Here is a 22,335-nt window from a genome sequence, read left to right as displayed (position 1 = left end):
TTGAACGGGGTCGTTCGCAAGCTGAGATACTTTCACTTCAAATTACTTCGAGTATATGTATAACGGACCCGTCTGTACGGAAAGTCGTAATGTCGAACGACTCTGGTAACTGGCTGACAGGTAGACGAACGTATCTGAAGGGATGTCTTGCGGGACTCGGAACGCTTTCCGCAACCGGGATGGCCTCCGCGTCCACGGACGCGAGTGCGAGCGAGAGCGACTACAGCAACGTGGTCGATATGGTCGAGGCGGGTGCCGATCCGAACGGCAACGAGTCGATCACCTCCGTCGTCCAGCAAAACATCGCAGAGGACACGCTCCTGAAGTTCCCCGAAGGGGAGTACTACATGGACGACCAGGTGCGGTTCACTGGGTTCAACAACGTTGGGATCGTCGGAGACGGCGCGACGCTGGTTCCGGCGGACTACCACACGTTCGGTAGCTCGCGAGCCCGACTGTTCCGACTCGGAACGAACAACAATCCCGGCGGTTCGGTGTGGTTCGAGGGCTTCGAGGTCGACCAGACCGCATCCGACACCGGTATTCGCGTGATCAGCGCCGAAGTCACGGACGAACTCGTCGTCCGCGACGTCTTCGTTCACGGCGTTCACGACAGCGGTACCTGGGGTCCCGCGCTGTTCAACATCACGGACCCCGACGGATCCGGTATCATCGACTGCTTCCACGCGTTCGACGGCGCAGTACACGTCGATGAGACTCCGAACAGCGGTCGATGGCGAGGTGCGACCGGAATCGTTCTCAACGGAGAGCACCAGGGCGACATCACGTTCAAGGACTGTATCCTCGGAGGGTTCCCGGGAACCGGATTGTACGCCTCCGGTAACAACGGACGCATCAGCGTCGAGGGTGGATGGTACGAAAACAGCGCTACCGCCTCGATCCGCCTCAGCGGAAACGAGGGTTCGATCGAGAACACGATCATCGCCGTCGACGAGAACAACGTTCAGGCGAACGGACAGCACGCGATTCGTCTCGACCAGGGCAATCAGTTCACCGTCTCTAACGTGACGGTTGACGTTCCACAGCAGAACGGCGAAGCGATCCGAATCATGGGAGGCGCCGAGTCGACCACGATCGCCAACACCCGAGTCGTAGCCGAGGGCCAAAGTGCGGCCATCCGAGTGGACGATGGCGCCGGCGAAGTCGACTTCGTGAACTCGGAGGTCGAGATCAACGGCAGTTCCTACGCCTTCCGCATCCTCGGTGACAGCCCCGGTGCCGTTTCCCTCGAGGACGTCAGCGTCGTCGGTGACGCCGGTGGCTCTCCGATTCAGCCGGCGATCTTCTGTGAACGCAACAACTGCCAGTTCGAGGGTCTCTCCGTCGAGCAGCTCGGCGAGGGTCGCCGCCGGGGAATCGAGCTTCGCGGTAGCGACTACCTCATCGCGGACAGCGAGTTCGAGACGAGCCGCATCCCGATCACCGTTCACAACGGAAGCGACGTCACCATCGAGAACACCACCGCAGAGGCCGCCGACGGCAGCAGCTCGGTTCGCATCCACAATCGGTCGGGCTCGGTTTCCATGGAAAACAACGAGTTCCCCGGCGGCGTTGACGACCGCCGATAACTCGAGCTAGGGAAGGGATCGAGAACCGGTATCGAAGGGTGGTTCGTTCTTTTGTTCGTCTTCCGGCGGTGTCAGCGTCCGGACGAGACGACCGCGATAGCACACGCTGTTTCTCTAACGGGCGTTCTCGGAAAAAAGAGGGTCTCAGATTCGATCCATATGTGGGGTATAAACATACACATCAATGCCCACATTTGTCGCGTAGTGCATCATATTGTGGCTTCGTTCCGAACAGAGGACAGAGGGTTTATATATAGCGATGGAAAGACTCCGCCTAATGCTACTCTCAGTCGACCGCTCCGATACAGCCTCCGCCGCGTCGTTGAGTTACGAGGTCGTCGCCGCTGTCGCCGACCGAGAGGGTGTCGAGCCGACCGATATCGAACCGCCGAAGTACGATGCACTCTACGAGGTTATCAACCCCGAGGCGCTCGACTCGTTGTTCTCCCCTCGCGAGAACGGAATGCACCGAGCCAGCGGCCGGATCGAGTTTGACTACTGTGGCTACCACGTCGTCGTAACCAGCGACGGCGACGTCGACGTCACGGAACTCGAGTAGAGACAAGCCTTCGAACCGACGCAACTGCGTGTGTTCTCGGCTATCCGTGCAACGAGCGACGGCTACGCGTCCCGACAGGCCGCCTCGAATACAGACTCGTGGAGTCGCCCAGCGACCGTCTCCAGCAGCGGTTTCATGTTCTCGGTGTCGGCACGATTGTACTCGACGAGGCGCTCGAGGGCGGCGTCGTCGCCGGCCTCGTACTCGTGCCAGAGCCGAACCGCGTCCCGACCGCTGAGGTCGGGCATGTCGCGACCGATCCCCAGCTCGCGTTCGATCGCCTTCAGCCCGCCGTCGAGCCCCACCTTCTTGCAGGGGTACATGAGATCGACGTGAGGAACCGTCACGTCGAGGTCGTAGCACGTCTCGAGGAACGGAACGTCGAAGCGCTGCCCGTTGAACGTCACCAGCAGCGCCGACTCCTCGAGTTCCGCCTCGAGGCGCCGGGCGGTCAGGTCCCGGCCCTGGACGAACGTCTTCGTCTCGTCGCCGCGGTGGATCGACACCGTCGTCACGTCGTTGCGATCGGCGCTCAGGCCGGTCGTCTCGATGTCCAGAAAGGCGGTTTCCTCGCGGACGTTCTCGTAGAGGCGCCACCGGCTCGCGGCCGGCAGCGACTCGGCGAACGTCGAGACGTCGCCGCGCTCGAGGTGAGTCCACCCCTCGTCGATGAACGTCTCGATCCGGTCGGCGAGCGTGTCGCCGACGACGCTGCCGTCGAACTCCTCCCAGTGGGTTACCCCGTTCTCCCAGAGCCGGCGCTCGGTGGTCTCCCCGACGCCCCGGACCGGGATGAAACTGTTCTCGATTCGCACACCAGTGTAGGGGTGCCAGTCGGCCAAAAGCGCTTGGTTCCGCACGAGCGACCGGTCGGTTTCCCGACCGGTCCGAACGCCCGGCTTTTGGTCCCGGCCCGTGTAGAGCGAGGTATGGCCGATCCTGATCCCGACGACGAGCTCGCCGACGCGATCCGCGAGCTCACTACGACGATCGAGGAACTCCGAACCGAACTCGATGAACCCGCTCGCCGCCCTCGCCCTCGGTTTCCCGCGCCCCGCCCGCCGACCCCTCGAGAGCTACTCCGGGTGGCCGACGAGGTCGCGATCCCCGCGCTGCTGGCGACGCTCGAGTCGAGCGTCCGAACCCTCGAGGCCCTCCAGCGCGGCCTCGAAATCGTTCGTACGGAACGAGAGGTCCGTGACCGCGTCGACGAGAGCGCCGACCGCGCCGGAACGCGCGCGAACGAGGTGCGCCGAGCGACGCTCTCGCAGCTCGACACCGTCCTCGCGGAGCTCCAGCGGGCGGCCGCCGACGGTTCGCTGCCCGCCGACGAGGACGCTCGAGAGCTGCTCGTCGAGGCCCGCGAGCTCCGCGACGAGGTCGACGGCCGACTGCGACGCGCCGTCGAGGGCCGCGACGACTCCGACGAGAGCGGGCCGATCCGGATCGACATCGATCAACCCGACGGAACGACGGAGACGGACGAGGACGGCGACGACCCCGACTCGAGCGTCGACGTGGACGCGGAGCTCGAGACGCTCAAGGATCGGTACTCGGAGGACGAACGAACGGACGGAACAAACGGCGAAAACGAGGGGGCGGAGGACGACGAATCCGAAGACGGCGATCCTCAGACCGGTTCGAACCGGTAGCCGTCCCAGTCCTGGCTGTCGGGCTCCCTGATGCCGGCGCCGGGCTCGCGGAGCTCCTCGGTGTAGACCGGTTCGACCTCGTCGCCGGTTTCCGCGTCGTCGTTCGTGAGCTGAACGAGTGCGCGGACCGACGTCTCGGCGTCTTTGCCGTCGTCGACAGCCTCACTGACGTCGAACTCGACGATCGCGAGGTGGTTGGGCTCCCGGACCCCCGGCGGCGTCGCGGTGCTGGTCGTCCAGGTCACCACTTCGGCGGTGTACTCGCTCAGATCGATCGTCTCGACCGGCTCCGCACCGTTCCTGCTTCGCGGGTGACCGGGGTAGCTAATCGTGCCGTCGTCGTAGCGGGTCGCTTCCATCGTCATTGTCCTGTCTCCATAATGGTCGTGATAACGCAGTTGCCGAAGCCGCCGACGTTACAACAGAGCCCAACCTCCGCATCGACCTGGCGGTCGCCGGCCTCGCCCATCAGCTGTTCGTAGATCTCGACGCCCTGGGCGACGCCGCTGGCGCCCAGCGGATGGCCCTTCGACTTGAGCCCGCCGGAGGTGTTGACCGGCAGCTCGCCCGTATCCCGTTCGGTGTACCCTTCCTCGACGAGCTCCCAGGCCTCCCCCTGCTCGGCGAAGCCCAGCCCCTCCATCTGCAGGAACTCGAGGATGGTGAACATGTCGTGAAGTTCGGCAACGTCGATATCGTCGGGTTCGCGGTCGCTCATCTCGTAGGCGCCCTCACCACTCTCGACGACCCCGCCCATTACCGTCGGATCCTCGCGTTCGTGGACGACGTGCGTGTCGGTCGCGCCGTCGATCCCCGAGATGACGACGTAGTCGTCGGTGTACTCCCGGGCGACCGACTCGGGACACAGCATCAGCGCGGCCGAGCCGTCGGTGATCGGGCAGAAGTCGTACAGCCGCAGCGGATCCGCAACGATCGGCGACTCGAGAACGGTGTCGACGTCGACCTCCTTCTGAAACTGCGCGTGAGGGTTGTCGACGCCGTTCTTGTGATTCTTCGAGGCGACCTTTGCCAGACTCTCCCGGGGCGCGTCGAAGCGCTCGAGGTAGTGGCGCGCGGTCATTCCCGCAAAGGAGGGCAGGGTCACACCCGTCTTGTACTCGACGGGATGGGTGAGGGAGGCGATGACGTCGGTCGCCTCGCCTGTCGTCCGATGGGTCATCTTCTCGCCGCCGACGAGCAGCGTCATCTCGCTCGCTCCGCTTGCCACCGACTGCCAGGCGGCGTAGATCCCCGCTCCGCCGCTCGAGCTGGTCTGATCGATGCGCTGGGTGTACGCCGGCAGCGCGCCGATGTCGTGTGCCAGCCCGTTCATCACGCCGGTCTGTCCCTCGAACTCGCCGCTGGCCATGTTCGAGACGTACAGGTGTTCGACCTCGTCGGCCTCGACGCCCGCGTCCTCGAGACAGTCGAGTCCCGCCTCCGCGAGGAGCTCCTGGATCCACTCCTCGCGTTGCCCGAACTTGGTCATCGAGGCACCGATGATTGCAACGCGTTCCATACCGTATGCGACTCAACTCAATGATTTATATTGACGGGATTGCGGCAGCGTTCGACGGTCGACGGGGACCCGAGTGGGCGTTTGCCGTCGCTCATCCGTCCTCGAGTGCGACCAGGGTGCCGTCGGCACGGATCGCGTAGACGAGACCGTCCGCGAGTGCCAGCCCGCCGTGCGTTCCGATGTCGTCGGTCGGCTCGGTACTCCAGCGGACAGTCTCGTCCGCGACCGACACCGTAAACACCGCGTTCCGATCGACCTCGCCGCGAGGATAAGTGGCTTCTCGGCGGAACGGCCTCGAGAGGCGAGCTACGCCGACTCCGCCGCGGCCGTCTGCAACTCGCTCGCCCTCGAGCGCGCCTGCGAGATGACCGCGGGCCGGGCCTCGAAGGCGACGAGGACGTCCTCGTCGCCGTAGGTGACGTCCTCGACGTGGGCGTTGTCGTGGAGCCAGGAGACCACGCTCATCGTGTCGTCGGTCATCGGGAGGACGAGCCGTTCTTCCTCCCAGTCGGGCAGCTCCCGGTCGATACGCTCGAGCAGGTCGTCGACGCTAGTTCCCTCCGTTGCACTGACGACGGCAGGGTTCGGAGCGAGCGCCGACAGGGCCTCCGTCTTGCGCTCGAGCTCCTCGTCGTCGATCTTGTCGACCTTGTTCAGGACGGTGACGATCGGCGCCTCGTTTCGCTCGTAGAGCGTGTCGTGACAGGTGACGAGCTTCTCGTGGATCTCGTCGACGTCCTCGCTGACGTCGACGACGAGCAAGACCAGATCCGCCCGGTAGACCGAGTCAAGCGTCGACTTGAACGACTCGACCAGCCAGTGGGGGAGGTCGCTGATGAAGCCGACCGTGTCGGTGACCAGGACGTCCCGGGGTTCGATGTCGGCCTTTCGGGTCGTCGTCCCCAGCGTCGTGAACAGCCGATCCTGGGACTCCGCGGTCGCGTCCAGATCCGGGTGGAGGTCCTCGTTCTCCTCGACTTCGAGGTCAGCTGCGAGCCGGCGAAGCAGCGTCGACTTGCCGGCGTTGGTGTAGCCGGCGAGCGCGACCAGATCGAACCCCGAATCGCGCCGTCGCTCGCGGCGGTGTTCCTCGGTCTGCTCGATCTGCTCGAGCTCGTCCTTGATACGGCTGATCTGGGCCTTGATGTCCCGCTCGCGGCTCTCGTCGTATTCGCCGAGCCCCATGAACCCGGGGTGTTCCTCGCGCTTGGCGAGGCTCGTTTTCGCCTCCGCTCGCGGGAGCTCGTAACGGAGTTCGGCGAGCTCGACCTGGAGCTGGGCCTTCCGGGTCTGGGCGCGCTGGCCGAAGATTTCGAGGATGAGGGTGAACCGATCGATGACCTCGACGCCCTCGGGCAGCAGCTGGCCGAGATTGTACGTCTGGTAGGGGCCCAGTCGGTTGTCGAAGATGACCGTCGTCGCCTCGGATCGCTCGGCGACGTCGGCGAGCTCCTCGGCTTTCCCCTCGCCGAGCTGGAGCGCCGCGTCGGCGGTTCGGGACTGGGTCACTTCGCCGACGACGGTGTAGCCGGCCGCCGCTGCGAGTTCGCGGATCTCGGTGGTGTCTGGCGTGCCGGAGTCGACTCGTTTGGCGATGATCGCGTTCATGCAAGTACTCGTGTGTAGGTCGGATAGTCGCTCGAGGCGGGGCGCTCGTCGTCGGTGCGCTCGACCGCAGTCGTCCCGGGGCCGTCGCTCGAGCGACGACGCGCGCGTCCGGAGACGCTACTGATGGCGGTCGAACACCTCCGTTGAACGGTCGCGGAGCATACCCCTTCGTACGCGGCGGATCGTCTTGAATCCAGTGCACGACCGAGAACCGTCGACGGAGCCGGCGTCCGCGGAGAAACGAGGACGCGGCCTACCGCGTGTTGAGGTCGTCCTTGTCCTTGATGAGTTCCGTCTCGGCCTCGCCGCTCGAGTGTTCGTTGACGGTGTCGTAGAACTCGTTCTGTAGTCCGGCGGGGAAGGTGAGCACGCCGATCCAGGAGCCGTCGGCTTGCCACTCCTCGCGTTCGAGGTCGCCGAACCCGCGGATCTTCGACTGCGCGCTGCCGGCGTGCTCGGCGGGGATCTGGACAGCCATCGTCACCTCCTCGAACCGGATCGGGATCACGGGTCGCAGGTCGTCGAGCGCGTCGTCGACCTGTTGCTGGGCGGGTTCCATCGGGTCGACGGTGAAGCCGGCTTCCTCGAGGGCGTTGTCGATCCGCTCGGGGGGATGGGGAGCGTTGTCCATCTGTGGGTTGACCGCGTTTCGCGTGATGGTGTCGATCAGCTGCTTGCGCTTTCGCTCCTGCATCTCGCGGCGCTGGTCGGCCGTGATCTGGATCTCCCCCTCCTTGATGACCTCGGGGATGATTTCGAGGGGGTCGGTCGTATCGAAGACCTTCTCGAGATCGTTCTCGGCGGGGCGGTCCCCACGCGAGGCGTTCTCGAAGACGTCCTCGGCGGCGATGACGTCCTCGAGGTCGCCCTCGAAGTCGCCGCGTTTGATCGCCAGCGCTGCGTCCGGATCGACAAGCACTTCGAAACGCGCCCCGTGTGACTCGAGTCGCGCCGTCACCGCCTCGTCGAGCGATATCATACCGGAGCATACCTCCGGCCGGGTAAAAGAGCTTTTCCTGCCGGCGTTTCGGTGACTACTCGTCGGTTTCCTCGTCCTCGCCGTCGTCGAGCAGGTCGTTCTCCTCGAGATGGGTCTCGATCTTGTCGTGGTCGAACTGCTCGAAGGACTCGCTCTCGACGTCGATCGTCGCGAGTCCGACCTCGCTGGGCAGCAAGGAGCCGTCGTTGACCGACGCGAGCGCGTCGAGCGCGAGGGCGATACCGCCGTCGAGGTCGGCCTCGTCGTCGTAGTTCTCCTCTAAGTACTCCTGGAGCTCGCCGCGATCGGAGCCGACGGCCAGTGCTTTCCACTCGTAGGGCGTCCCCGAGGGGTCGGTCTCGAACAGTCGCGGCTCGCCGTTGTCGATGCCGCCGACGATCAGGGCGACGCCGAACGGCCGCGCCCCGCCGACCTGGGTGTACTGCTGGATGTGGTCGGTGACCTCCTTCGTCAGCGTCTCGACACCGATCGGTTCGCCGTAGCGGAGGTGGTTGACCTGCGCCTGCCGACGGGCGAAGTCGATCAGCTGGCGGGCGTCGGCCACGTGGCCGGCGCTCGCGATGCCGACGTGGTCGTCGGCCTTGTGTATCTTCTCGACGCTCGAGTCCTCCAGCAGCGGGGAGGGGACTCGCTTATCGACGGCGAGAACGACGCCGTCGTTGGTTCGCACGCCGATGCTTGCTGTGCCTCGCTTGACCGCCTCGCGAGCGTACTCGACCTGGTAGAGTCGGCCGTCGGGCGAGAAGATCGTGATGCCGCGGTCGTACGCCTGCTGTTGTTGTTGTCCCTGCATAGTATCACGCGAAACTGCAATCGAGGTCTGTCGCGCCCACGAACGCGTCATCGAGTCGCACGTCTGCAGACCCGTCGCGCACGACGGCGACTCGCTCCTCGTTCCGGAACACGACGTTTCTCTCCTTCGATTCTTGCCGGCGGCGTCCTAAATAGTTTTCTTCACCGGCACGGATCGTGCCACTGATACCGCGGACCCGAATTCCGATCGCATCGCCGTCGATCTCGTCGATACAGGCGATCGCCGCTCTGGCGGGTTCGGTCTCGCCCCGACGGACTCGGACGATCGCGGAACCGATTCCGTCCTCGAAATCGAACCTGACGACCGTCAGATCGGCCGCGGCGCTGCCCGGATCCCCCAGCAGGTTCTGGCCCGCGTACCAACACTCCCGCTGGAACGCCCGTCGGTCGATCTCGGCGTCGGGCCAGCCCTCGAGCTCGAGGGCGAGGTAGCGCCACCGTGGCTGGAGGTGTTTCGGGAGGTGTTTCATTCGCCCGAGTCCGGGTCGGGGGCCTCGGCCTCGGCGACCGGACTCCGCTCAGCGACCAGCACGCCCACCTGGTCGTGAACCCGCTCGACGGCCGTTAGCGAAAAGCCTGCGCTCGTAAACGCGTCCGCGAGCGTGCCGACGGTCGCCGGGTCGTCGACGTCGGGCGAGTAGAACGGCGCCTCGGGGTCGGGCTCGCCGAAGAACATCACGTCCCCGAGGACGAACTTTCGGGGCTCGAGGCCGGCGATCACCTCGATCGCCTCCCGTTTCTCCTCGTCCGAGAGGTGGTGCATGGCGAAGTTCGAGGTGACGACGTCGACGGGTCCATCGTACTCGGGCTCGCGGAAGGTGCCCCGATCGAACGCCGCGTTCTCGAGGCCCTCCTGTTGGGCTTTCGCGCGCGCCTCGTCCATCATCCCCTCGCTGATGTCCCGGCCGACGACCCGCTCGGCGTCGGGCGCGAGCGCGAGCGCAATGGCGCCCGTTCCGGTCCCCAGATCGAGGACGACGTCCTCGGCGTCGGGCGCGGCGTGTTCGATCACCAGGTTCGCGCAGGCGCGGTACTCGTCTGATTTCGACTCGTCGTACTCGCTGGCTTTCTCGTCGAAGCGGGCGGCGTGTTCCTCAGGACTCTTCTTCATATCGTCCCCGTTCGACCCCCGGCTCAATGAACGACTCGGAGTCGATGCAGCGATTGCGCTCGGCGAGTCGCCCCCACTCGGCGAGTCCGTCCTCGATAAAGTCGCTCGAGAGGCCGACCTCCTCGCCTAGCGCCCGCAGTTCGCGGGGCGCGCGAAGCTCGAGGTGCGAGTGCGGGTCGGCGCTGACGACGTAGGGCGCATCGTAGTAGTCGGCGATCTCCTCGAGTTTCCGCAGCGACTGGATCGCCCGCACGCGGCGACCGCCGCTCGCTCGAAGAACCCCCGAGAGATCGAACTCGATGCGGACGCCGTTCTCGACGGCCGCCTTCACCAGCACGTGGTTGACGTCGCCGCCGCCGGCCATCGGGCCCGCCAGCACGTCGACCTTCGCCTGCTCGACGGCGAAGCGGTTCAGGGCGTTCGTCCCGCCCTCGAGCGCGAGGATCGTGTGCGAGGGACGGAAGTTACCGACGGAGCCGCTCGCCTGTTCGGGGTCGTCGGCTCGGATCTCGACGCCGCGGACGACGTCGATCCCGTACTCGTCGGCGATCCCGCCGGCGTCGTAGTCGGCCCGCGCGCTCGAGTGGTTGCGCACGACCACGCCCTCGTAGCCGTAGTCGGCCGCCAGTTTCGCGAGTCTGGCGACCGTGCTCTGCCCCTCTGGGTGGGCGCGGACGGCCTCGTACATACTCGAGGAGTCTCGGGGCTTCGACTTGGGGTTTGCGTCACGCGCTCGCCCGACTCCCTCGAGCAATAGATTACGGCCGGGAGCGCGCTCGCCGAATTCGGCGAGCGCGCGACTCAACGGAAGAGCAAGCTCTTCCGAGCATCGCGAACGCGCAGCGTTCGCTCAACGGGGAAGGGCAGGCAGACTCCCGGTACTCACCGCGAGCGAACCCGGAGGGTGAGCGAGCGGGCCGACGACCGATGCGAGTGAGGACTATCGGGACGAACAAACGGAGGGAGGAGTGTCCTCGTGAGTGAAACGAACGAGGGCTCGGAAGTCGCAGCCCACGCAGCGAACGTAGTGAGCGAGTCGGAACGTCTTCCGGTGCTTTTGCTCAACCCTGAGCGGGAGCGAAGCTCCCGCGAGGTCCAAAAGAGCTCCGCTCTTTTGAGGATTTTACCGAGTGCCGGCGCGCCGTGTGGCAGCTACGCTGCCGTCGGCGCGGAACAAGCGCAGAGTAAAAGGTTGTTAGTTGAGAATCGACTGTGCGACCGTCGCGAGTTGGCCGTTGTCGGCCTCGGTGAGGCGCTCGTCACCGATCTTCAGGCGCAGGCGCGGGCGGCCGACGTCGATGGGGACCTTCTCGGTGTCGATCAGGCCCATGTCCTCGAGCTTGGTCTTCGTGCGGCTGAACGTCGCCTTACTGGCGATGCCGACGTCCTCGCCCCACTTGCTGATGTCGTACAGCAGCGCCTCGTTTTTCGCGGCGACGAGCAGCGAGATCGTGACCTCGTCGAGCCCGTCGCCGTCGCCGCGGGCGGTCTCGAGCGAGTCGAGGATCGCACTGAAGTCCTCCTGTGCGTCGGGGCTGATCTCCTCGGAGAGCGTGTTCTGGACGTCGGTGATCGGCGGCGTCCGGAGGTTGAACTGCGAGGCGTCCTCCCAGCGAGTCGCGTAGGCGTCGTGGGTGTCGGTGACGAAGCTCTCGTCGTCGGTGACGAGCCCGCCGACGCGGTCGTTGGCGTGAACGATGGCGACGACGCTGTCCTCGGTCACGAGCAGGGAGTTCTCGGGAGCCTCCTCGAGGGTGCGCAACGAGAGCGCGCCCTGACTGACGAGGTCCGCGGCGTTGGAGGCGACGATGAAGTCGTCCATGACGTCTTTGAGCGTCCGCTCGTCGGCGAGCATGTGCACCGACGGGAGGTCGCCCTCGAAGGCGGTCGCCACGGAGACGAACTGCTCGATGGCATCCCGGGAAGGGTTTACCATGTACACGTCGCCGCTCGCGTCTTCGAGTACCGATTCGAGGATATCGTCAATCTGGTGATTGAGTAAATTCGAGGTCATGCCAATACAGAAGTAAACGAGGTACAGTTACTTAATTTTGGTGGCCGTTTTTTCGGCAGAACCGATGGCTTCCGCTAGAGCGAGACCGAAAGATCGCGGGGCCGTCGTCGAATCAAGCCGTTCGAGCCCCGTCGCACCCCACATTTATCTATATAATACGTGCCAGCAAATTAGTATTATAGCCCATTCCATCTATACTTATATCTGAAATTACGACAAAACTTATGTTCACCTTCTGTTATTGTAGGGCTGCATGGGTGCATTTGGTGACCTGATCGAGGCGGTGCGGATGTGTGTCGAACGACGAGTACGAACTAGCGGCGACGGTCGCTCGCTCCTCAGAGCGAGCGGCGTCAGCACGTACAGCGGCCCGTAGCGGTTCAGACCAACCGCGACCACAGTTCTCCGGACCAGTAGATATCGCCGTCGTAGATGACCGACGACTCCGTTTCCTTGAGCAGTGACAGAAGCTCCGATCGGTCCAGCGTGAAACTGGACTCGTTGCCACAGAGATAGGCGTACTCGCTGCCGGTCGTGTGTGGCACGTAGTACGATCCCGTCGCACGCGTCGAGTAGCAGTCGAACGTCGCCAGATACCGGTCGCTCTCGAGTTCCTCGAGGGTGATCGTCGTCGGGAGCCGGCTGTCGCTCTGGGTGAGCGAGTGGGTGCCGTCGCCGACGACGGCGTAGTCCTTGCCCATCATGATCCGACGGCGTGCGAGTCGAAGCGCACGCTCGATGCTGAACCCGCGGACGAGCAGTTTGGCGAACGTCGATCCGACCTTGATCGCGTGATCGTTCAGCACCTTCCGGAACGTGACCGCGCCCGCGACGCTTCCCTTCTCGATCAGCTCCATCCCCTCGTAGTAGGAGCCACAGGCGTTGAGGAAGAACGTCTGTGCGGAACACTGCTCCAGGCTCGAGGCCGAGAGCGTCCCGTCGGTACAGCGCAGACCGTCGGTCTCGCAGTGGCCGATGTAGTGGACGAAGTCGTACTCGCTCTCGAACACCGTCGCGAGCTCGGCCCTCGTCAGCCCCTCCTCGACGGTGACGTCCATGCGAACCTCGTTCGACCGTCGTCGGTATATTTCGGCGACGTCGTCGTGTTCCCCGGCCATCTCGGGATCGTTCAGGACGACACAGATCGAGGTCGACTCGCTCGAGCGCTCGAGATATCCCAGCCGGTTGTGGTAGGCCGTCGCCGTCGATTTGAAGACGTCGATCGGGACGCCGTCTGCGAGCCAGCCGTGAACCCGAGCGTCCCGGAGATCGGGTTTGACGATGTCGACCGACGCGACCTGTCCGGAGTGGGCTCCCCCGGGAGAGCCGTTTCCGCCGCGATAGAAGTCGGTCAGGGAGCGCTCGATCAGCTCCTGACCCTCGAGCTCGGAGGTGCGGGGCGTGTACAGCAGGCTCATTCGATCGAGCAGGAACGGCAGCGTCTCGGCGTTTTCGTACTCGGGAGCGACGTACGTCGCGAGGTGCCACTCCGGAAGGCGGTGTTCGACCGCCTCGTAGGGGACGTCGAGGTAGGTCGCGAGCCGCGTCGCGGGCGTCGCATCGTACAGCCGTTCGGCGTCGAGTTCGAGGACGTCGAGCAGGCTGGACTCGGCGAGTTGGGTCCCGTACGGGCCGACGTTGCGGGCCAGACAGTCCAGAAAGAACGTCTTTCGAAGGAGTCGTTCGACGTCCCGCTCGAGACCGGGCATGGGCGACAGCTCTCGTTCGACGCCCTGGTCGGGAACGCGAAGCCGCGGACGCGTTCCGACGATGTCGTCGCTGTTCGTCGTTCGCACCGTCGCCTGGAGATAGTACGCGAGCGACGCGGTAGCGTACAGCGACTCGTAGTTGGGGGGGACGACGAACTCGATGCCGCTCTCCCGGTGTTCGGATCGGATCCCCTCGGGGATCTCCAGTTCGTCGCCGAACTCGATCAGCGGCGGATGACCGCGCAGCGTCGGATACGTGCGGTCGGGGCTGGTGGTCTTGTACGAGGAGGCGAGATGGGAGATCGCCGTCGCAACGTCGGCCGGCGAGTCGGGGACGGTGATCGTCCCCGCGGGGCGTTCGTGACGGCTCCGAAGGCCGACGATGACCCGAATCGGCTCCGGAAAGGAGACCACGATCGACTCGAAGTCGTCGGTCTTCCGGATCGTCGCGCGTCCGGAAAAGCGGAGGTAGCTCTTGATCTCCGTGTCGACGTCGATCACGTACTCGTCCGGCGGCAACGAGAGGGACTCGCCGCCCGGATCGAGTTCGTACCGTGCGCTCGAGCCGAGGGCGAACGCGTAGACGACGGCGTTCGGAAACCGAAGCTCGTCGGTCGTGACGGTAATCGTCTCGTCGACCGGACGCGGTATCTCGCGGCCCGATCCGACGACGGAGAGATCACTCCCGACAACGGTGAGTTCGGCGTTATCCGTGTCCATCACGTGGAGCGTTTCCCCGGCCGTCGCCCACTCTATCATTCGGTATGCTCAATACCCGCCCGATTAGTTAGGTGTATCGGACGTTACCCCCGGTCCGGAACGTTTCGCCGGACGGACGCTACTGGCTCGACTTGCCGTAGACGGGTACACTTATCCCCTCACCGGACCGCACACCAGACATGGATCACGAGCACGTCCGGGACGTCGACCCCGCCGTCGCCGACGCACTCGAGGGAGAGATCGATCGACAGCGGGAGTCGCTCCAGATGATCGCGAGCGAGAACCACGTCAGCCGCGCCGTCGTCGACGCGCAGGGAAGCGTCCTGACGAACAAGTACGCCGAGGGCTACCCCGGCGAGCGCTACTACGGCGGCTGTGAGTACGCCGACGAGGTCGAGGAGCTGGCGATCGACCGTGCCACGGAGCTGTTCGGCGCCGAGCACGTCAACGTCCAGCCCCACTCGGGTACCCAGGCCAACCAGGCCGTCTACTTCTCGATGCTCGAGCCCGGCGACAAGATCCTCTCGCTGGATCTAAACCACGGCGGCCACCTCAGTCACGGCCACCCCGCGAACTTCGTCGGGCAGCTCTACGACGTCGAGCAGTACGAGGTCGACCCCGAGACCGGCTACCTCGACTACGAGGGGCTGGCCGACCACGCCGCCGAGTTCGAGCCAGACATCATCGTCTCCGGCTACTCGGCGTACCCCCGCGAGGTCGAGTGGGAGCGCATCCAGGAGGCCGCCGACGACGTCGGCGCCTATCACCTCGCGGACATCGCCCACATTACGGGGCTCGTCGCGGCAGGCGCTCACAGCTCGCCGGTCGGCACCGCCGACTTCGTCACCGGAAGCACCCACAAGACGATCCGCTCGGGACGGGGCGGAATCGTCATGTGCGACGAGGAGTACGCCGACGACATCGACGCCGCCGTCTTCCCCGGCGGACAGGGCGGCCCGCTGATGCACAACGTCGCCGGCAAGGCCGTCGGATTCAAGGAGGCCCTCGAGCCCGAGTTCGAAGAGTACGCCGAGCAGACGGTCGCGAACGCGAAGGCGCTGGGCGACCAGCTTTCGGAACACGGCTTCTCGCTGGTCTCGGGCGGGACGGACAACCACCTCGTACTCGTCGACCTCCGCGAGAGTCACCCCGATACCTCCGGCGGCGACGCCGAAGAAGCGCTCGAGGACGCCGGCATCGTCCTCAACGGGAACACGGTTCCCGGCGAGACCCGCTCGCCGTTCGATCCCTCGGGCATCCGGGCGGGTACGCCCGGGCTGACGACGCGGGGCTTCGACGAGGACGACTGCCGCGAGGTCGCCGATCTGATCGCCCGCGTCATCGACGCGCCCGACGACGAGGATGTCATCGCCGAGGTCCGCGAGGACGTCGAGTCGCTGTGTGCGGAGAACCCGCTGTACGAGTAGTCGGCCCGGTTCGGGCCGGTCGCGCCCGCTGATTGCGTTCGACGTTTCGCGTTCGTTTTCACCGGTGACCCGTGTCCGAATATGCACTCGGAACGGTCACGTGTGGCGCGCGGTGTCGTCCTAGTCGTCGTTGCCGCCGCTGTTTCCGTCGATGGCCTCGTGTTTGTGGAGCAGGCTCATCTTCTCGCGGAGGTCTTCGCCTTCCTCGCCGTAGGTTCGCACGCGGTAGACGTACAACAGCGACACCAGCCCGATCCAGACGGCCTGTAGCACGAGCGCCGACGGGGCACCGAGGGCGACGAAGATCATAAACGCACCCGAGACGACGACGTTGCCGACGGCGACGACCTTCAGCAGCCACAGCGGGAGCTTGTAGAACGAGTACTGGTAGCGCTGGGGGAACGTCTTCGGCAGGTTCCACAGCGCGACGCCAGTGATCATGAAGCTCATGAAGATGCCGGTGACCGTCACGGTGACGAGCCAGTCGAGGACGTCGACTGCGAGGATCCCGTCCAGGGGCCCCATCAGCGGTGCGGCGAGCAGCGGCGGGAGACTGAGCAACAGGAGCGCGCGATGGGGCGTCTTGAACCGATCGTGGATTCCCGCGAAGAAGCCGGGGATGACGTCGTCGCGGGCCGCGCGCATGATCGTTCGCGAGTAGGAGGTGTACAGCGTATTGGTCGTCGTCGCCGCGGCGACGAGCGCGCCGAGCGCGACGAACGCGATCGCCCACCCGGGCATGATACCGCCTGCAACCGCCGCGAGACCGCCCTCGACGGCCTGTCCGTCCTCGCCGACGATCGATTCCCGCGGGACCGCACCGACGAGCGCCACGACGGTTCCGATCGTCAGGACGGCGACGAGCGCCATCCCGACGGCCAGCACGCGCGGGATGTTCTTCGCCGGATTCTCGAGTTCCTCGCCGATCTCGATGATCATGGCAAAACCCTGGAAGGGGATATACAGCGTCACGGCAGCCAGGAAGAAGGGTGCGTAGCCGTCAGCGAACGGTTCGCCCTCGCCCGCCGGGAACAGTGGCGTGACGTTCGACGCCTCGAAGGAGGTGAGTCCGCCGGCGATGAACGTCAGCATCGCCGCCATCAGGAAACAGACCAGAAGGATCTGGACGTTCGCGGCCAGTCGCACGCCGACGTAGTTGAACGCCAGGAAGGCGCCCAACAGCAAGTAGACCGAGACCAGCGTCGGGAGCTCGACGAACACGGGGACGTACTCGGCGAACCCGAGCGCGGCGAACAGCAGATACGCCCAGACCGCCATCACCGGAACCGCGACTCCCAGGAACCCCCAGTACGGACCGACCAGCCGCGAGGCGTAGACGTACGTACCGCCGGCGACCGGGATCGCCCCACCGAGTTGTAACAGCAGGAGAATTCCCAGCACCATCGGGATCACCGATAGCAGGATCGCGACGACGATGCTCGGCCCCGCGACGGCCGCCATCTGCGTCGGTACGATGAAGATGCTCATTCCCACTGCCGTCCCGATGAGCAACGCCACTGCGGCGATCGGGCCGACCCGCTCGTTGATCAGCTTGAATTCGTCTCCCGACATCGGTACTGTGCAAGTCAATACCAGACAGTTAGACATTAACATTGTTGTTTTTATACCGGTGTGTATTGGCGGACGGAAGGGTGAGATCGAGATAGCCTGATACTGTACAGAGTGTGTGCCGGTAACGGATACTGATTGACGCTGCTGTAAGGGTCCCTCGTCAACTTCGATGATCGGTACCGATCGGTGATGGATCGACGACCATCTCTCGACTGCCCGGCTATCGGCCGCTTTCACGAGAAAAGTAGCCACAGAGATGTCCAGTAGATCCAAATCTGGTGGCAGTCCTGGTACGAATACGAGTACTGATCAGTCTCGTAGCCACCCACTCGAGCGGGGCTCGAGTGACCCGACGAGTCGTTGCATGCAGATGACTTATAGACGAGCGTGATGGTCGGGAACACATGCCATTCGATCGAACGGCCGTCGGTCGTCGAACAGTGCTCTCGGCCGTCGGGGCCGCGGGTATCGCCGGTCTCACCGGAAAGGGCGGAGCGACGCGAGGATCGCTGGCTCGCGGCGAGTCAGGAACGGACGGCGGCGAACCCGCTATCGTTCCGGACGGCGTCGAACGGATCGACCGGACCTTCGAGTACCACCTCGAGCTTGGACTACACCACGGCGCGCAGCTCTCGGTGTGGGAGGACGGCGAACTCGTCGCCGATCTCGCTGGCGGGGTCGACGGGCCCGACGGCGACGCGGTGACCGACGACTCCCGATTCCTGCTGTTTTCGTGTACGAAACCGTACGCCGCGGCCTGTCTCCACGTACTCGCGGACCGCGGAGAGATCGGCTTCGACGACCGCGTGGTCGACTACTGGCCCGACTATGCCGACTCGGGATCGCCGAAAGCCGAGACGACGATCCGACAGGTTCTGAGCCACCAGGCCGGAATCCCGGCGGTCGACGTCGACGACGAACCCGACCGCTGGGACGATCCGTACGCGATCGACTGCGCGGTCGAGGAGGCAGACCTCGCCTTCGAGCCCGGAGAGACGGCCCAGTACCACGTCTTCAGCTTCGGGTGGATCATCGCCGGACTCGTCCGGCGAATCGACGGTCGACGGATCGACCGGTTCGCACGCGAGGAGGTATTCGAGCCGCTGGGAATGGACCGCACCCACATCGGGCTGCCCGAGGACGAGCCCGACGACGTCGCGACGCTGGTCGGGTTCGAGCCGTTCGACCGCGTCGGCGAGCCCGAACCGATCGTCGGCTACACCACCGAGGAGGCCGCCGCGGAGTTCAACCGGGAGGACGTCCAGCGAAGCGTCGCTCCCGGCGCAACCGGGGTCGGAACTGCGGGCGACCTGGCCAGGTTCTACGCCTGCTACGTCAACGGCGGCGAGCTCGAGGGTACCCGGCTGCTCGAGGAGGAGACGGTCGACGAGGCGGCCGCGCCCCAGGCCGAGGTCGGACCCGAGGGCGGCGTCGGCACCGCACAGCGGTACGGGCTGGGGTTCCAGCTCGGCGGTACCGTCCCGGACCGCCACGGCGTTCCCGACCCCGCAGCTACCTACGGCCACGCCGGACTCGGCAGCAGCATCTCCTGGGCGGACCCCGAGGACGGGCTCGCGTTCGCGTACGTAACGAACGGGATCCGAGACGCCTACGAACACGACGTGCGGATGGCGGCGATGGGTGAGACGGCTCGAGGGGCGCTTCGGTAGCGCTTCGCTGACGGCTTACCGGCTTCGAGCGACCGACTGCTCGAGGTGGTCGAGTTCGTACTCGGCTTCGAACGCGCCCAGACACGCAACCGGTGCGCCGGCAGCCCACGCCTGGGGCTCACAGGCGGTTCCGTACTCGATCGGGATCGTCGCGTGATCGCGGTCGAAGCCGGCGAACAGTTCGGGGAGTCGGTCGGTTCCGCGACGGGACGCCGCGTCGACGACCCCCTCCGTGATCGCTTTCGCGGCGTCGGATCGACCGTAGTTTACCATCCCCAGGACGACGAGCGACGTGTCGTGGGGCCAGACGCTCCCGAGGTGGTAGCTCTGGGGGTTGTAGGCGTCGTGGTCGCTCGAGAGCGTCCGGATCCCCCATCCGGAGAACATGTCGTCGGCGACCAGTCGATCGATCACCGCGTCCGCCCGTTCTGCGGGAACGATCCCGCTCCAGAGACACTGCCCTGGGTTCGTCGCGACGCTCTCGATCGGGTCGCCGTTGCCGTCCAGTGCGACCGCGTAGAACGACTCCTCGGGAAGCCAGAACGCCTCGTCGAACCGTTCGGCGAGTTCGGTAGCGCGTTCGTCGAGTTCCGACGCGGTTTCGGCGTCCCCGAGATGGCGGTAGAGCTCCGCGGCCCGCGAGAGCGCGTCGTAGTAGTAGCCCTGTACCTCCGCGACGGCGAGTGGTCCCGTCGGATGGCTGCCGTCGGGATGAACGATCCCGTCGCCGCTGTCCTTCCAGGCACGGTGGGTCAGTCCGTCGTGACCCTCGGTCGGATACTCGAGGAAACCGTCGTCGTCGGCGTCGCCGTACGTCTCGAGCCACTCGAGTGCGGCCTCCAGGTTCGGCCGGAGCTCCTCGAGCAGGTCGTCGTCCCCGGTTCGGCTCCAGGTTTCGTGGAGCAAGACGACGAACAGCGCGGTCGCGTCGATCGTGCCGTAGTAGGGGGAGTGGGGAACCGTCTCCCTGACCGTCAGCTCGCCGTGACGGAGTTCGTGGAAGATCTTTCCGGGAGCGGCGGCCCGGAACTCGTCGACCTCGGTCGCCTGGTGGTCGGCGAGGTACTGAAGGGTCGCGACGGCCGGATCGCTCGTCATCGGCAGCGCCTGATAGGCGGCGATCAGCGAGTCGCGGCCGAACGCCGTCGCGAACCACGGCGTCCCCGCGGTAAACAGTGGTCCGTACTCCGTGTCCATGGTCAGCGAGAGAAGGTCGCGACGGCTTCGCTCGAGGACCGCGTCCGTCTCCGATCGCTGCGTGCTCGGGAGCGACGTCCTCTCGTACCAGTCCCGTTCGCGCCGCCGAACCCGCTCGAGCGAACGGTCGTACGCGTCGGTCGGCGACGGCGCATCGTCGGTCGGGGTGACGACGACGGTGACGACGCCCGTTTCGCCGGGTTCGAGTGAGACGCCCGTCGAGAGCGTCGCGCCGGTGCCGTCGACCGCTTCGACGGAGACCTCGTCGCGTCCCGCAACTCGAACCGTGGTGGCTCGCTCGTAGTCGACGTCCGCGGGGTCGTACGCGAACGTCACGCTATCGGATTCGGCCGTCGCCTCGATCGTTCGCTCCGGTGCGTCGGCGTGGCCCCGAATCTCGAAGAGATCCTCGAACCCGGTTTCGAGGTCGAACGTCAGCCGCTCCTCGAGCGGTTCGCTCTCGAGGTTCGTCAGTTCGATCCGTTCGCAGAACGCCCGGTCGACGACCTGGCGCCGGGTGACCTGAAGCGACCGCGCGCCGACCTCGATCTCGCTTCCCGCGTGAACGATCCGCTCACCCGGACGCGGAGCGGTGATGTCGATCGTTTCGAGCGCCCGGTCGAGTTCCAGGGCATACATGCGAAGGTGACGCACGTCGTCGTGGTAGAATCCGTCGTGCGCTCGAGTCGGCCGTCCATCCTCACCGGTTACGAAGAAGGTCCGACCGTTCGCGACCGTGCTGTCCGATTTCATGCGCCGGTGTAGTTGGGGTCCTGACTTAAAACCACGTTTTCACACTACTCCAGTAGTAGTAGATCCGGAATATTTATACTCAAGTAGTCGGTGTCTTGTGAGTAGATGTCACGGAACCGAATCAGCCACGATAATTCGGGCAGAATCACCCGGCGGCGGGTCGTTCAGAGCGCCGCAGCGGCAGGTGCGCTCGGTCTTGCAGGATGTCTCGGGGGCGACGACGACGAGACAGATCCCGACGAGATCGACGAAGGGGATCTCGAAGGAACCGAGCTGTCGCTAACCGGCTGGGCGACCGACGACACCGAGTACGAACTCCTGCAGGAGCAGGTCGAGCAGTTCGAAGAAGAGTACGGCGCCGACGTCGACTACGAGCCGATTCCCAGCGAGTACGAACGCCAGGTCCAGACCCAGATCGGTGCCGGCGAGATCGCCGACGCCTTCTACCTCGACGCCTCCTACTACGCGTCGTTCGCCTCCGAGGGAGTACTCGTCGACCTCGAGCAGTACATCGAGGAAGACGACGATCTCGACGTCGACGACTTCTTCGACCCGCTCATCGAGGCGTTCACGTACGACGGAACGCTGTACGGCGTTCCGAAGGACTTCTCGACGCTCGGACTCTTCTACAACGAGCCGATGCTCGAGAACGCGGGCGTCGACGAGCCGCCCGAAACGTGGGACGAACTCCGGGAGTCGCTCGAGGCCGTACAGGAGGAGGGCGAGGTCGACTACCCGATGTTCGCTTCCGACGACGGCCGGATGTTCTTCCCGCTGTTGTTCCAGAAGGGCGGTCAGGTCCTCTCCGAGGACGGCGACGAGTGTGTCGTCGCCTCCGAGGAAGGCGTCGAAGCCCTTGAGTTCGTCGTCGAACTACTCGAGGACGACCTGATCGGCCGCCCGTCCGAGACGGGCTACGAGTGGCACGGCGAGGCGCTCGGATCGGAAGGCGTCGCGATGGCCGTCGAGGGAACCTGGGCGATCGCCAGCCTCGAAAGCGAGTTCTCGGACGTCGACGACGACGTCGACGTCGCCCACCTGCCGATCCCCGAGGACGGCGAACAGGCGACCGCAGCGTACACCGTCTGTTACAGCAGCTCCGAGCACACCGAGGATCCCGGTGCAGCCTACACGCTGATCAGCGAACTCACCGACAGCGAGGGGATGCAAGCATGGGCCGAGCAGGGGCTGGCGCTGTCGGCCCACGAGGACCACGACGACCTCGAGTACTACGAAGACCATCCGCGCCGTCAGACCATGCTCGAGGCCGGCGACTGGGCCGAAGTGATGAACTTCGGGCCGGAGAGCGGCGAGATCATGAACGTCCTCACTCCCGAACTCGAGGGTGCGATCACGGGCCAGAACGATCCTCAGACTGCACTCGAGCGCGCCCAGGAACAGATCAACGACGACGTGCTCTGA

20 protein-coding genes are annotated in these 22,335 nt (G+C 65.1%); 6 read left to right on the top strand and 14 right to left on the bottom strand.

The genetic code is table 11. The annotated features are described in order from the left end of the window. Nucleotides 1-179 precede the first annotated feature (179 nt). Nucleotides 180-1,589 carry a right-handed parallel beta-helix repeat-containing protein gene (locus tag QA609_RS09470; protein ID WP_278302371.1) on the top strand — a complete coding sequence of 470 codons (1,410 nt, stop codon included), beginning with the start codon at nucleotides 180-182 and terminating at the stop codon, nucleotides 1,587-1,589. A 277-nt stretch (nucleotides 1,590-1,866) separates the two neighbouring features. Then, entirely contained in the window at nucleotides 1,867-2,148 is a 282-nt protein-coding gene (locus QA609_RS09465; RefSeq protein WP_278302358.1) for a HalOD1 output domain-containing protein, read from the top strand. Between the two features lie 62 nt (nucleotides 2,149-2,210). Here the strand turns inward: QA609_RS09465 and QA609_RS09460 are convergent, their stop codons facing one another. Beyond that, nucleotides 2,211-2,963 (bottom strand): ribonuclease H-like domain-containing protein, encoded by a 753-nt coding sequence (locus QA609_RS09460; RefSeq protein ID WP_278302357.1) that lies wholly within the window; start codon nucleotides 2,961-2,963, stop codon nucleotides 2,211-2,213. A gap of 114 nt (nucleotides 2,964-3,077) precedes the next feature. Between QA609_RS09460 and QA609_RS09455 the strand changes: the two genes are divergently transcribed. Beyond that, a complete protein-coding gene (locus QA609_RS09455; RefSeq protein WP_278302356.1) occupies nucleotides 3,078-3,800 on the top strand; it encodes a hypothetical protein in 723 nt (240 codons plus the stop codon). Here QA609_RS09455 and QA609_RS09450 read toward each other — a convergent pair. From QA609_RS09450 to QA609_RS09400, 11 genes are all read right to left on the bottom strand, one after another. Next, nucleotides 3,779-4,165, bottom strand: a complete 387-nt coding sequence (locus tag QA609_RS09450) for a nucleic acid-binding protein (protein WP_278302355.1) — start codon at nucleotides 4,163-4,165, stop codon at nucleotides 3,779-3,781. The two genes, QA609_RS09455 and QA609_RS09450, sit on opposite strands and share 22 nt — an antisense overlap. After that, entirely contained in the window at nucleotides 4,162-5,319 is a 1,158-nt protein-coding gene (locus QA609_RS09445) for a thiolase family protein (RefSeq protein ID WP_278302354.1), read from the bottom strand. The genes QA609_RS09450 and QA609_RS09445 overlap by 4 nt, the downstream gene beginning before the upstream one ends. A 91-nt stretch (nucleotides 5,320-5,410) precedes the next feature. Beyond that, the gene (locus tag QA609_RS09440) at nucleotides 5,411-5,560 is read right to left on the bottom strand and encodes a PQQ-binding-like beta-propeller repeat protein (protein WP_278302353.1); all 150 of its coding nucleotides are present in this window, start codon (nucleotides 5,558-5,560) and stop codon (nucleotides 5,411-5,413) included. A 65-nt stretch (nucleotides 5,561-5,625) separates the two neighbouring features. Next, the gene (gene hflX, locus QA609_RS09435; protein WP_278302352.1) at nucleotides 5,626-6,927 is read right to left on the bottom strand and encodes a GTPase HflX; all 1,302 of its coding nucleotides are present in this window, start codon (nucleotides 6,925-6,927) and stop codon (nucleotides 5,626-5,628) included. 253 nt (nucleotides 6,928-7,180) lie between these two features. Beyond that, nucleotides 7,181-7,906 carry a ribosome assembly factor SBDS gene (locus tag QA609_RS09430; RefSeq protein ID WP_278302351.1) on the bottom strand — a complete coding sequence of 242 codons (726 nt, stop codon included), beginning with the start codon at nucleotides 7,904-7,906 and terminating at the stop codon, nucleotides 7,181-7,183. A gap of 55 nt (nucleotides 7,907-7,961) precedes the next feature. After that, nucleotides 7,962-8,720 (bottom strand): archaeal proteasome endopeptidase complex subunit alpha, encoded by a 759-nt coding sequence (gene psmA, locus QA609_RS09425; protein ID WP_278302349.1) that lies wholly within the window; start codon nucleotides 8,718-8,720, stop codon nucleotides 7,962-7,964. A 4-nt stretch (nucleotides 8,721-8,724) separates the two neighbouring features. Beyond that, entirely contained in the window at nucleotides 8,725-9,210 is a 486-nt protein-coding gene (locus QA609_RS09420; protein WP_278302348.1) for an Rpp14/Pop5 family protein, read from the bottom strand. After that, on the bottom strand, nucleotides 9,207-9,851 hold the full coding sequence (locus tag QA609_RS09415; RefSeq protein WP_278302346.1) for a class I SAM-dependent methyltransferase: 645 nt from the start codon (nucleotides 9,849-9,851) through the stop codon (nucleotides 9,207-9,209). The genes QA609_RS09420 and QA609_RS09415 overlap by 4 nt, the downstream gene beginning before the upstream one ends. After that, nucleotides 9,835-10,539 carry an RNase P subunit p30 family protein gene (locus tag QA609_RS09410; protein WP_278302345.1) on the bottom strand — a complete coding sequence of 235 codons (705 nt, stop codon included), beginning with the start codon at nucleotides 10,537-10,539 and terminating at the stop codon, nucleotides 9,835-9,837. Before QA609_RS09410 ends, QA609_RS09415 begins: the two co-directional genes overlap by 17 nt. 507 nt (nucleotides 10,540-11,046) lie before the next feature. Beyond that, complete coding sequence (locus QA609_RS09405) at nucleotides 11,047-11,865, bottom strand: DUF5821 family protein (protein WP_278302344.1); 819 nt, start codon at nucleotides 11,863-11,865, stop codon at nucleotides 11,047-11,049. A 380-nt stretch (nucleotides 11,866-12,245) separates the two neighbouring features. Further along, nucleotides 12,246-14,333, bottom strand: coding sequence for a hypothetical protein (locus QA609_RS09400; protein ID WP_278302343.1), 2,088 nt, complete (start codon nucleotides 14,331-14,333; stop codon nucleotides 12,246-12,248). A 140-nt stretch (nucleotides 14,334-14,473) separates the two neighbouring features. Here QA609_RS09400 and glyA point away from each other — a divergent pair, with 140 nt between their 5' ends. Further along, nucleotides 14,474-15,721: a serine hydroxymethyltransferase gene (gene glyA, locus QA609_RS09395; protein ID WP_278302342.1), complete on the top strand. Its 1,248-nt coding sequence runs from the start codon at nucleotides 14,474-14,476 to the stop codon at nucleotides 15,719-15,721. 120 nt (nucleotides 15,722-15,841) lie between these two features. Here the strand turns inward: glyA and QA609_RS09390 are convergent, their stop codons facing one another. After that, on the bottom strand, nucleotides 15,842-17,293 hold the full coding sequence (locus QA609_RS09390; RefSeq protein ID WP_278302341.1) for an APC family permease: 1,452 nt from the start codon (nucleotides 17,291-17,293) through the stop codon (nucleotides 15,842-15,844). Between the two features lie 404 nt (nucleotides 17,294-17,697). On the opposite strand from QA609_RS09390, the gene QA609_RS09385 reads away from it, so the two are divergent. Then, nucleotides 17,698-18,963 carry a serine hydrolase domain-containing protein gene (locus QA609_RS09385; protein WP_278302340.1) on the top strand — a complete coding sequence of 422 codons (1,266 nt, stop codon included), beginning with the start codon at nucleotides 17,698-17,700 and terminating at the stop codon, nucleotides 18,961-18,963. 15 nt (nucleotides 18,964-18,978) lie between these two features. Here QA609_RS09385 and QA609_RS09380 read toward each other — a convergent pair whose 3' ends face one another. Next, on the bottom strand, nucleotides 18,979-20,913 hold the full coding sequence (locus QA609_RS09380) for a glycogen debranching N-terminal domain-containing protein (protein WP_278302339.1): 1,935 nt from the start codon (nucleotides 20,911-20,913) through the stop codon (nucleotides 18,979-18,981). A 105-nt stretch (nucleotides 20,914-21,018) separates the two neighbouring features. Here QA609_RS09380 and QA609_RS09375 point away from each other — a divergent pair, with 105 nt between their 5' ends. Further along, complete coding sequence (locus QA609_RS09375; protein ID WP_278302338.1) at nucleotides 21,019-22,335, top strand: extracellular solute-binding protein; 1,317 nt, start codon at nucleotides 21,019-21,021, stop codon at nucleotides 22,333-22,335.

It is taken from the genome of Natronococcus sp. A-GB7, assembly GCF_029688865.1.
Taxonomy (GTDB): Archaea; Halobacteriota; Halobacteria; order Halobacteriales; family Natrialbaceae; genus Natronococcus.
Note: the sequence above shows the minus strand (reverse complement) of the source record. Positions and strands in the feature narration are given on the sequence as shown.

Bases quoted from the DNA above. Each gene is read 5' to 3' on its own strand.
- QA609_RS09400 (WP_278302343.1), bottom strand. From the start codon at position 14,333: ATGATAGAGTGGGCGACGGCCGGGGAAACGCTCCACGTGATGGACACG.
- QA609_RS09390 (WP_278302341.1), bottom strand. From the start codon at position 17,293: ATGTCGGGAGACGAATTCAAGCTGATCAACGAGCGGGTCGGCCCGATC.
- QA609_RS09450 (WP_278302355.1), bottom strand. From the start codon at position 4,165: ATGACGATGGAAGCGACCCGCTACGACGACGGCACGATTAGCTACCCC.
- QA609_RS09415 (WP_278302346.1), bottom strand. From the start codon at position 9,851: ATGAAGAAGAGTCCTGAGGAACACGCCGCCCGCTTCGACGAGAAAGCC.
- QA609_RS09430 (WP_278302351.1), bottom strand. From the start codon at position 7,906: ATGATATCGCTCGACGAGGCGGTGACGGCGCGACTCGAGTCACACGGG.
- hflX (WP_278302352.1), bottom strand. From the start codon at position 6,927: ATGAACGCGATCATCGCCAAACGAGTCGACTCCGGCACGCCAGACACC.
- QA609_RS09470 (WP_278302371.1), top strand. From the start codon at position 180: ATGGCCTCCGCGTCCACGGACGCGAGTGCGAGCGAGAGCGACTACAGC.
- QA609_RS09375 (WP_278302338.1), top strand. From the start codon at position 21,019: ATGTCACGGAACCGAATCAGCCACGATAATTCGGGCAGAATCACCCGG.
- glyA (WP_278302342.1), top strand. From the start codon at position 14,474: ATGGATCACGAGCACGTCCGGGACGTCGACCCCGCCGTCGCCGACGCA.
- QA609_RS09445 (WP_278302354.1), bottom strand. From the start codon at position 5,319: ATGGAACGCGTTGCAATCATCGGTGCCTCGATGACCAAGTTCGGGCAA.
- QA609_RS09385 (WP_278302340.1), top strand. From the start codon at position 17,698: ATGCCATTCGATCGAACGGCCGTCGGTCGTCGAACAGTGCTCTCGGCC.
- QA609_RS09465 (WP_278302358.1), top strand. From the start codon at position 1,867: ATGCTACTCTCAGTCGACCGCTCCGATACAGCCTCCGCCGCGTCGTTG.
- QA609_RS09455 (WP_278302356.1), top strand. From the start codon at position 3,078: ATGGCCGATCCTGATCCCGACGACGAGCTCGCCGACGCGATCCGCGAG.
- QA609_RS09410 (WP_278302345.1), bottom strand. From the start codon at position 10,539: ATGTACGAGGCCGTCCGCGCCCACCCAGAGGGGCAGAGCACGGTCGCC.
- psmA (WP_278302349.1), bottom strand. From the start codon at position 8,720: ATGCAGGGACAACAACAACAGCAGGCGTACGACCGCGGCATCACGATC.
- QA609_RS09405 (WP_278302344.1), bottom strand. From the start codon at position 11,865: ATGACCTCGAATTTACTCAATCACCAGATTGACGATATCCTCGAATCG.
- QA609_RS09420 (WP_278302348.1), bottom strand. From the start codon at position 9,210: ATGAAACACCTCCCGAAACACCTCCAGCCACGGTGGCGCTACCTCGCC.
- QA609_RS09380 (WP_278302339.1), bottom strand. From the start codon at position 20,913: ATGAAATCGGACAGCACGGTCGCGAACGGTCGGACCTTCTTCGTAACC.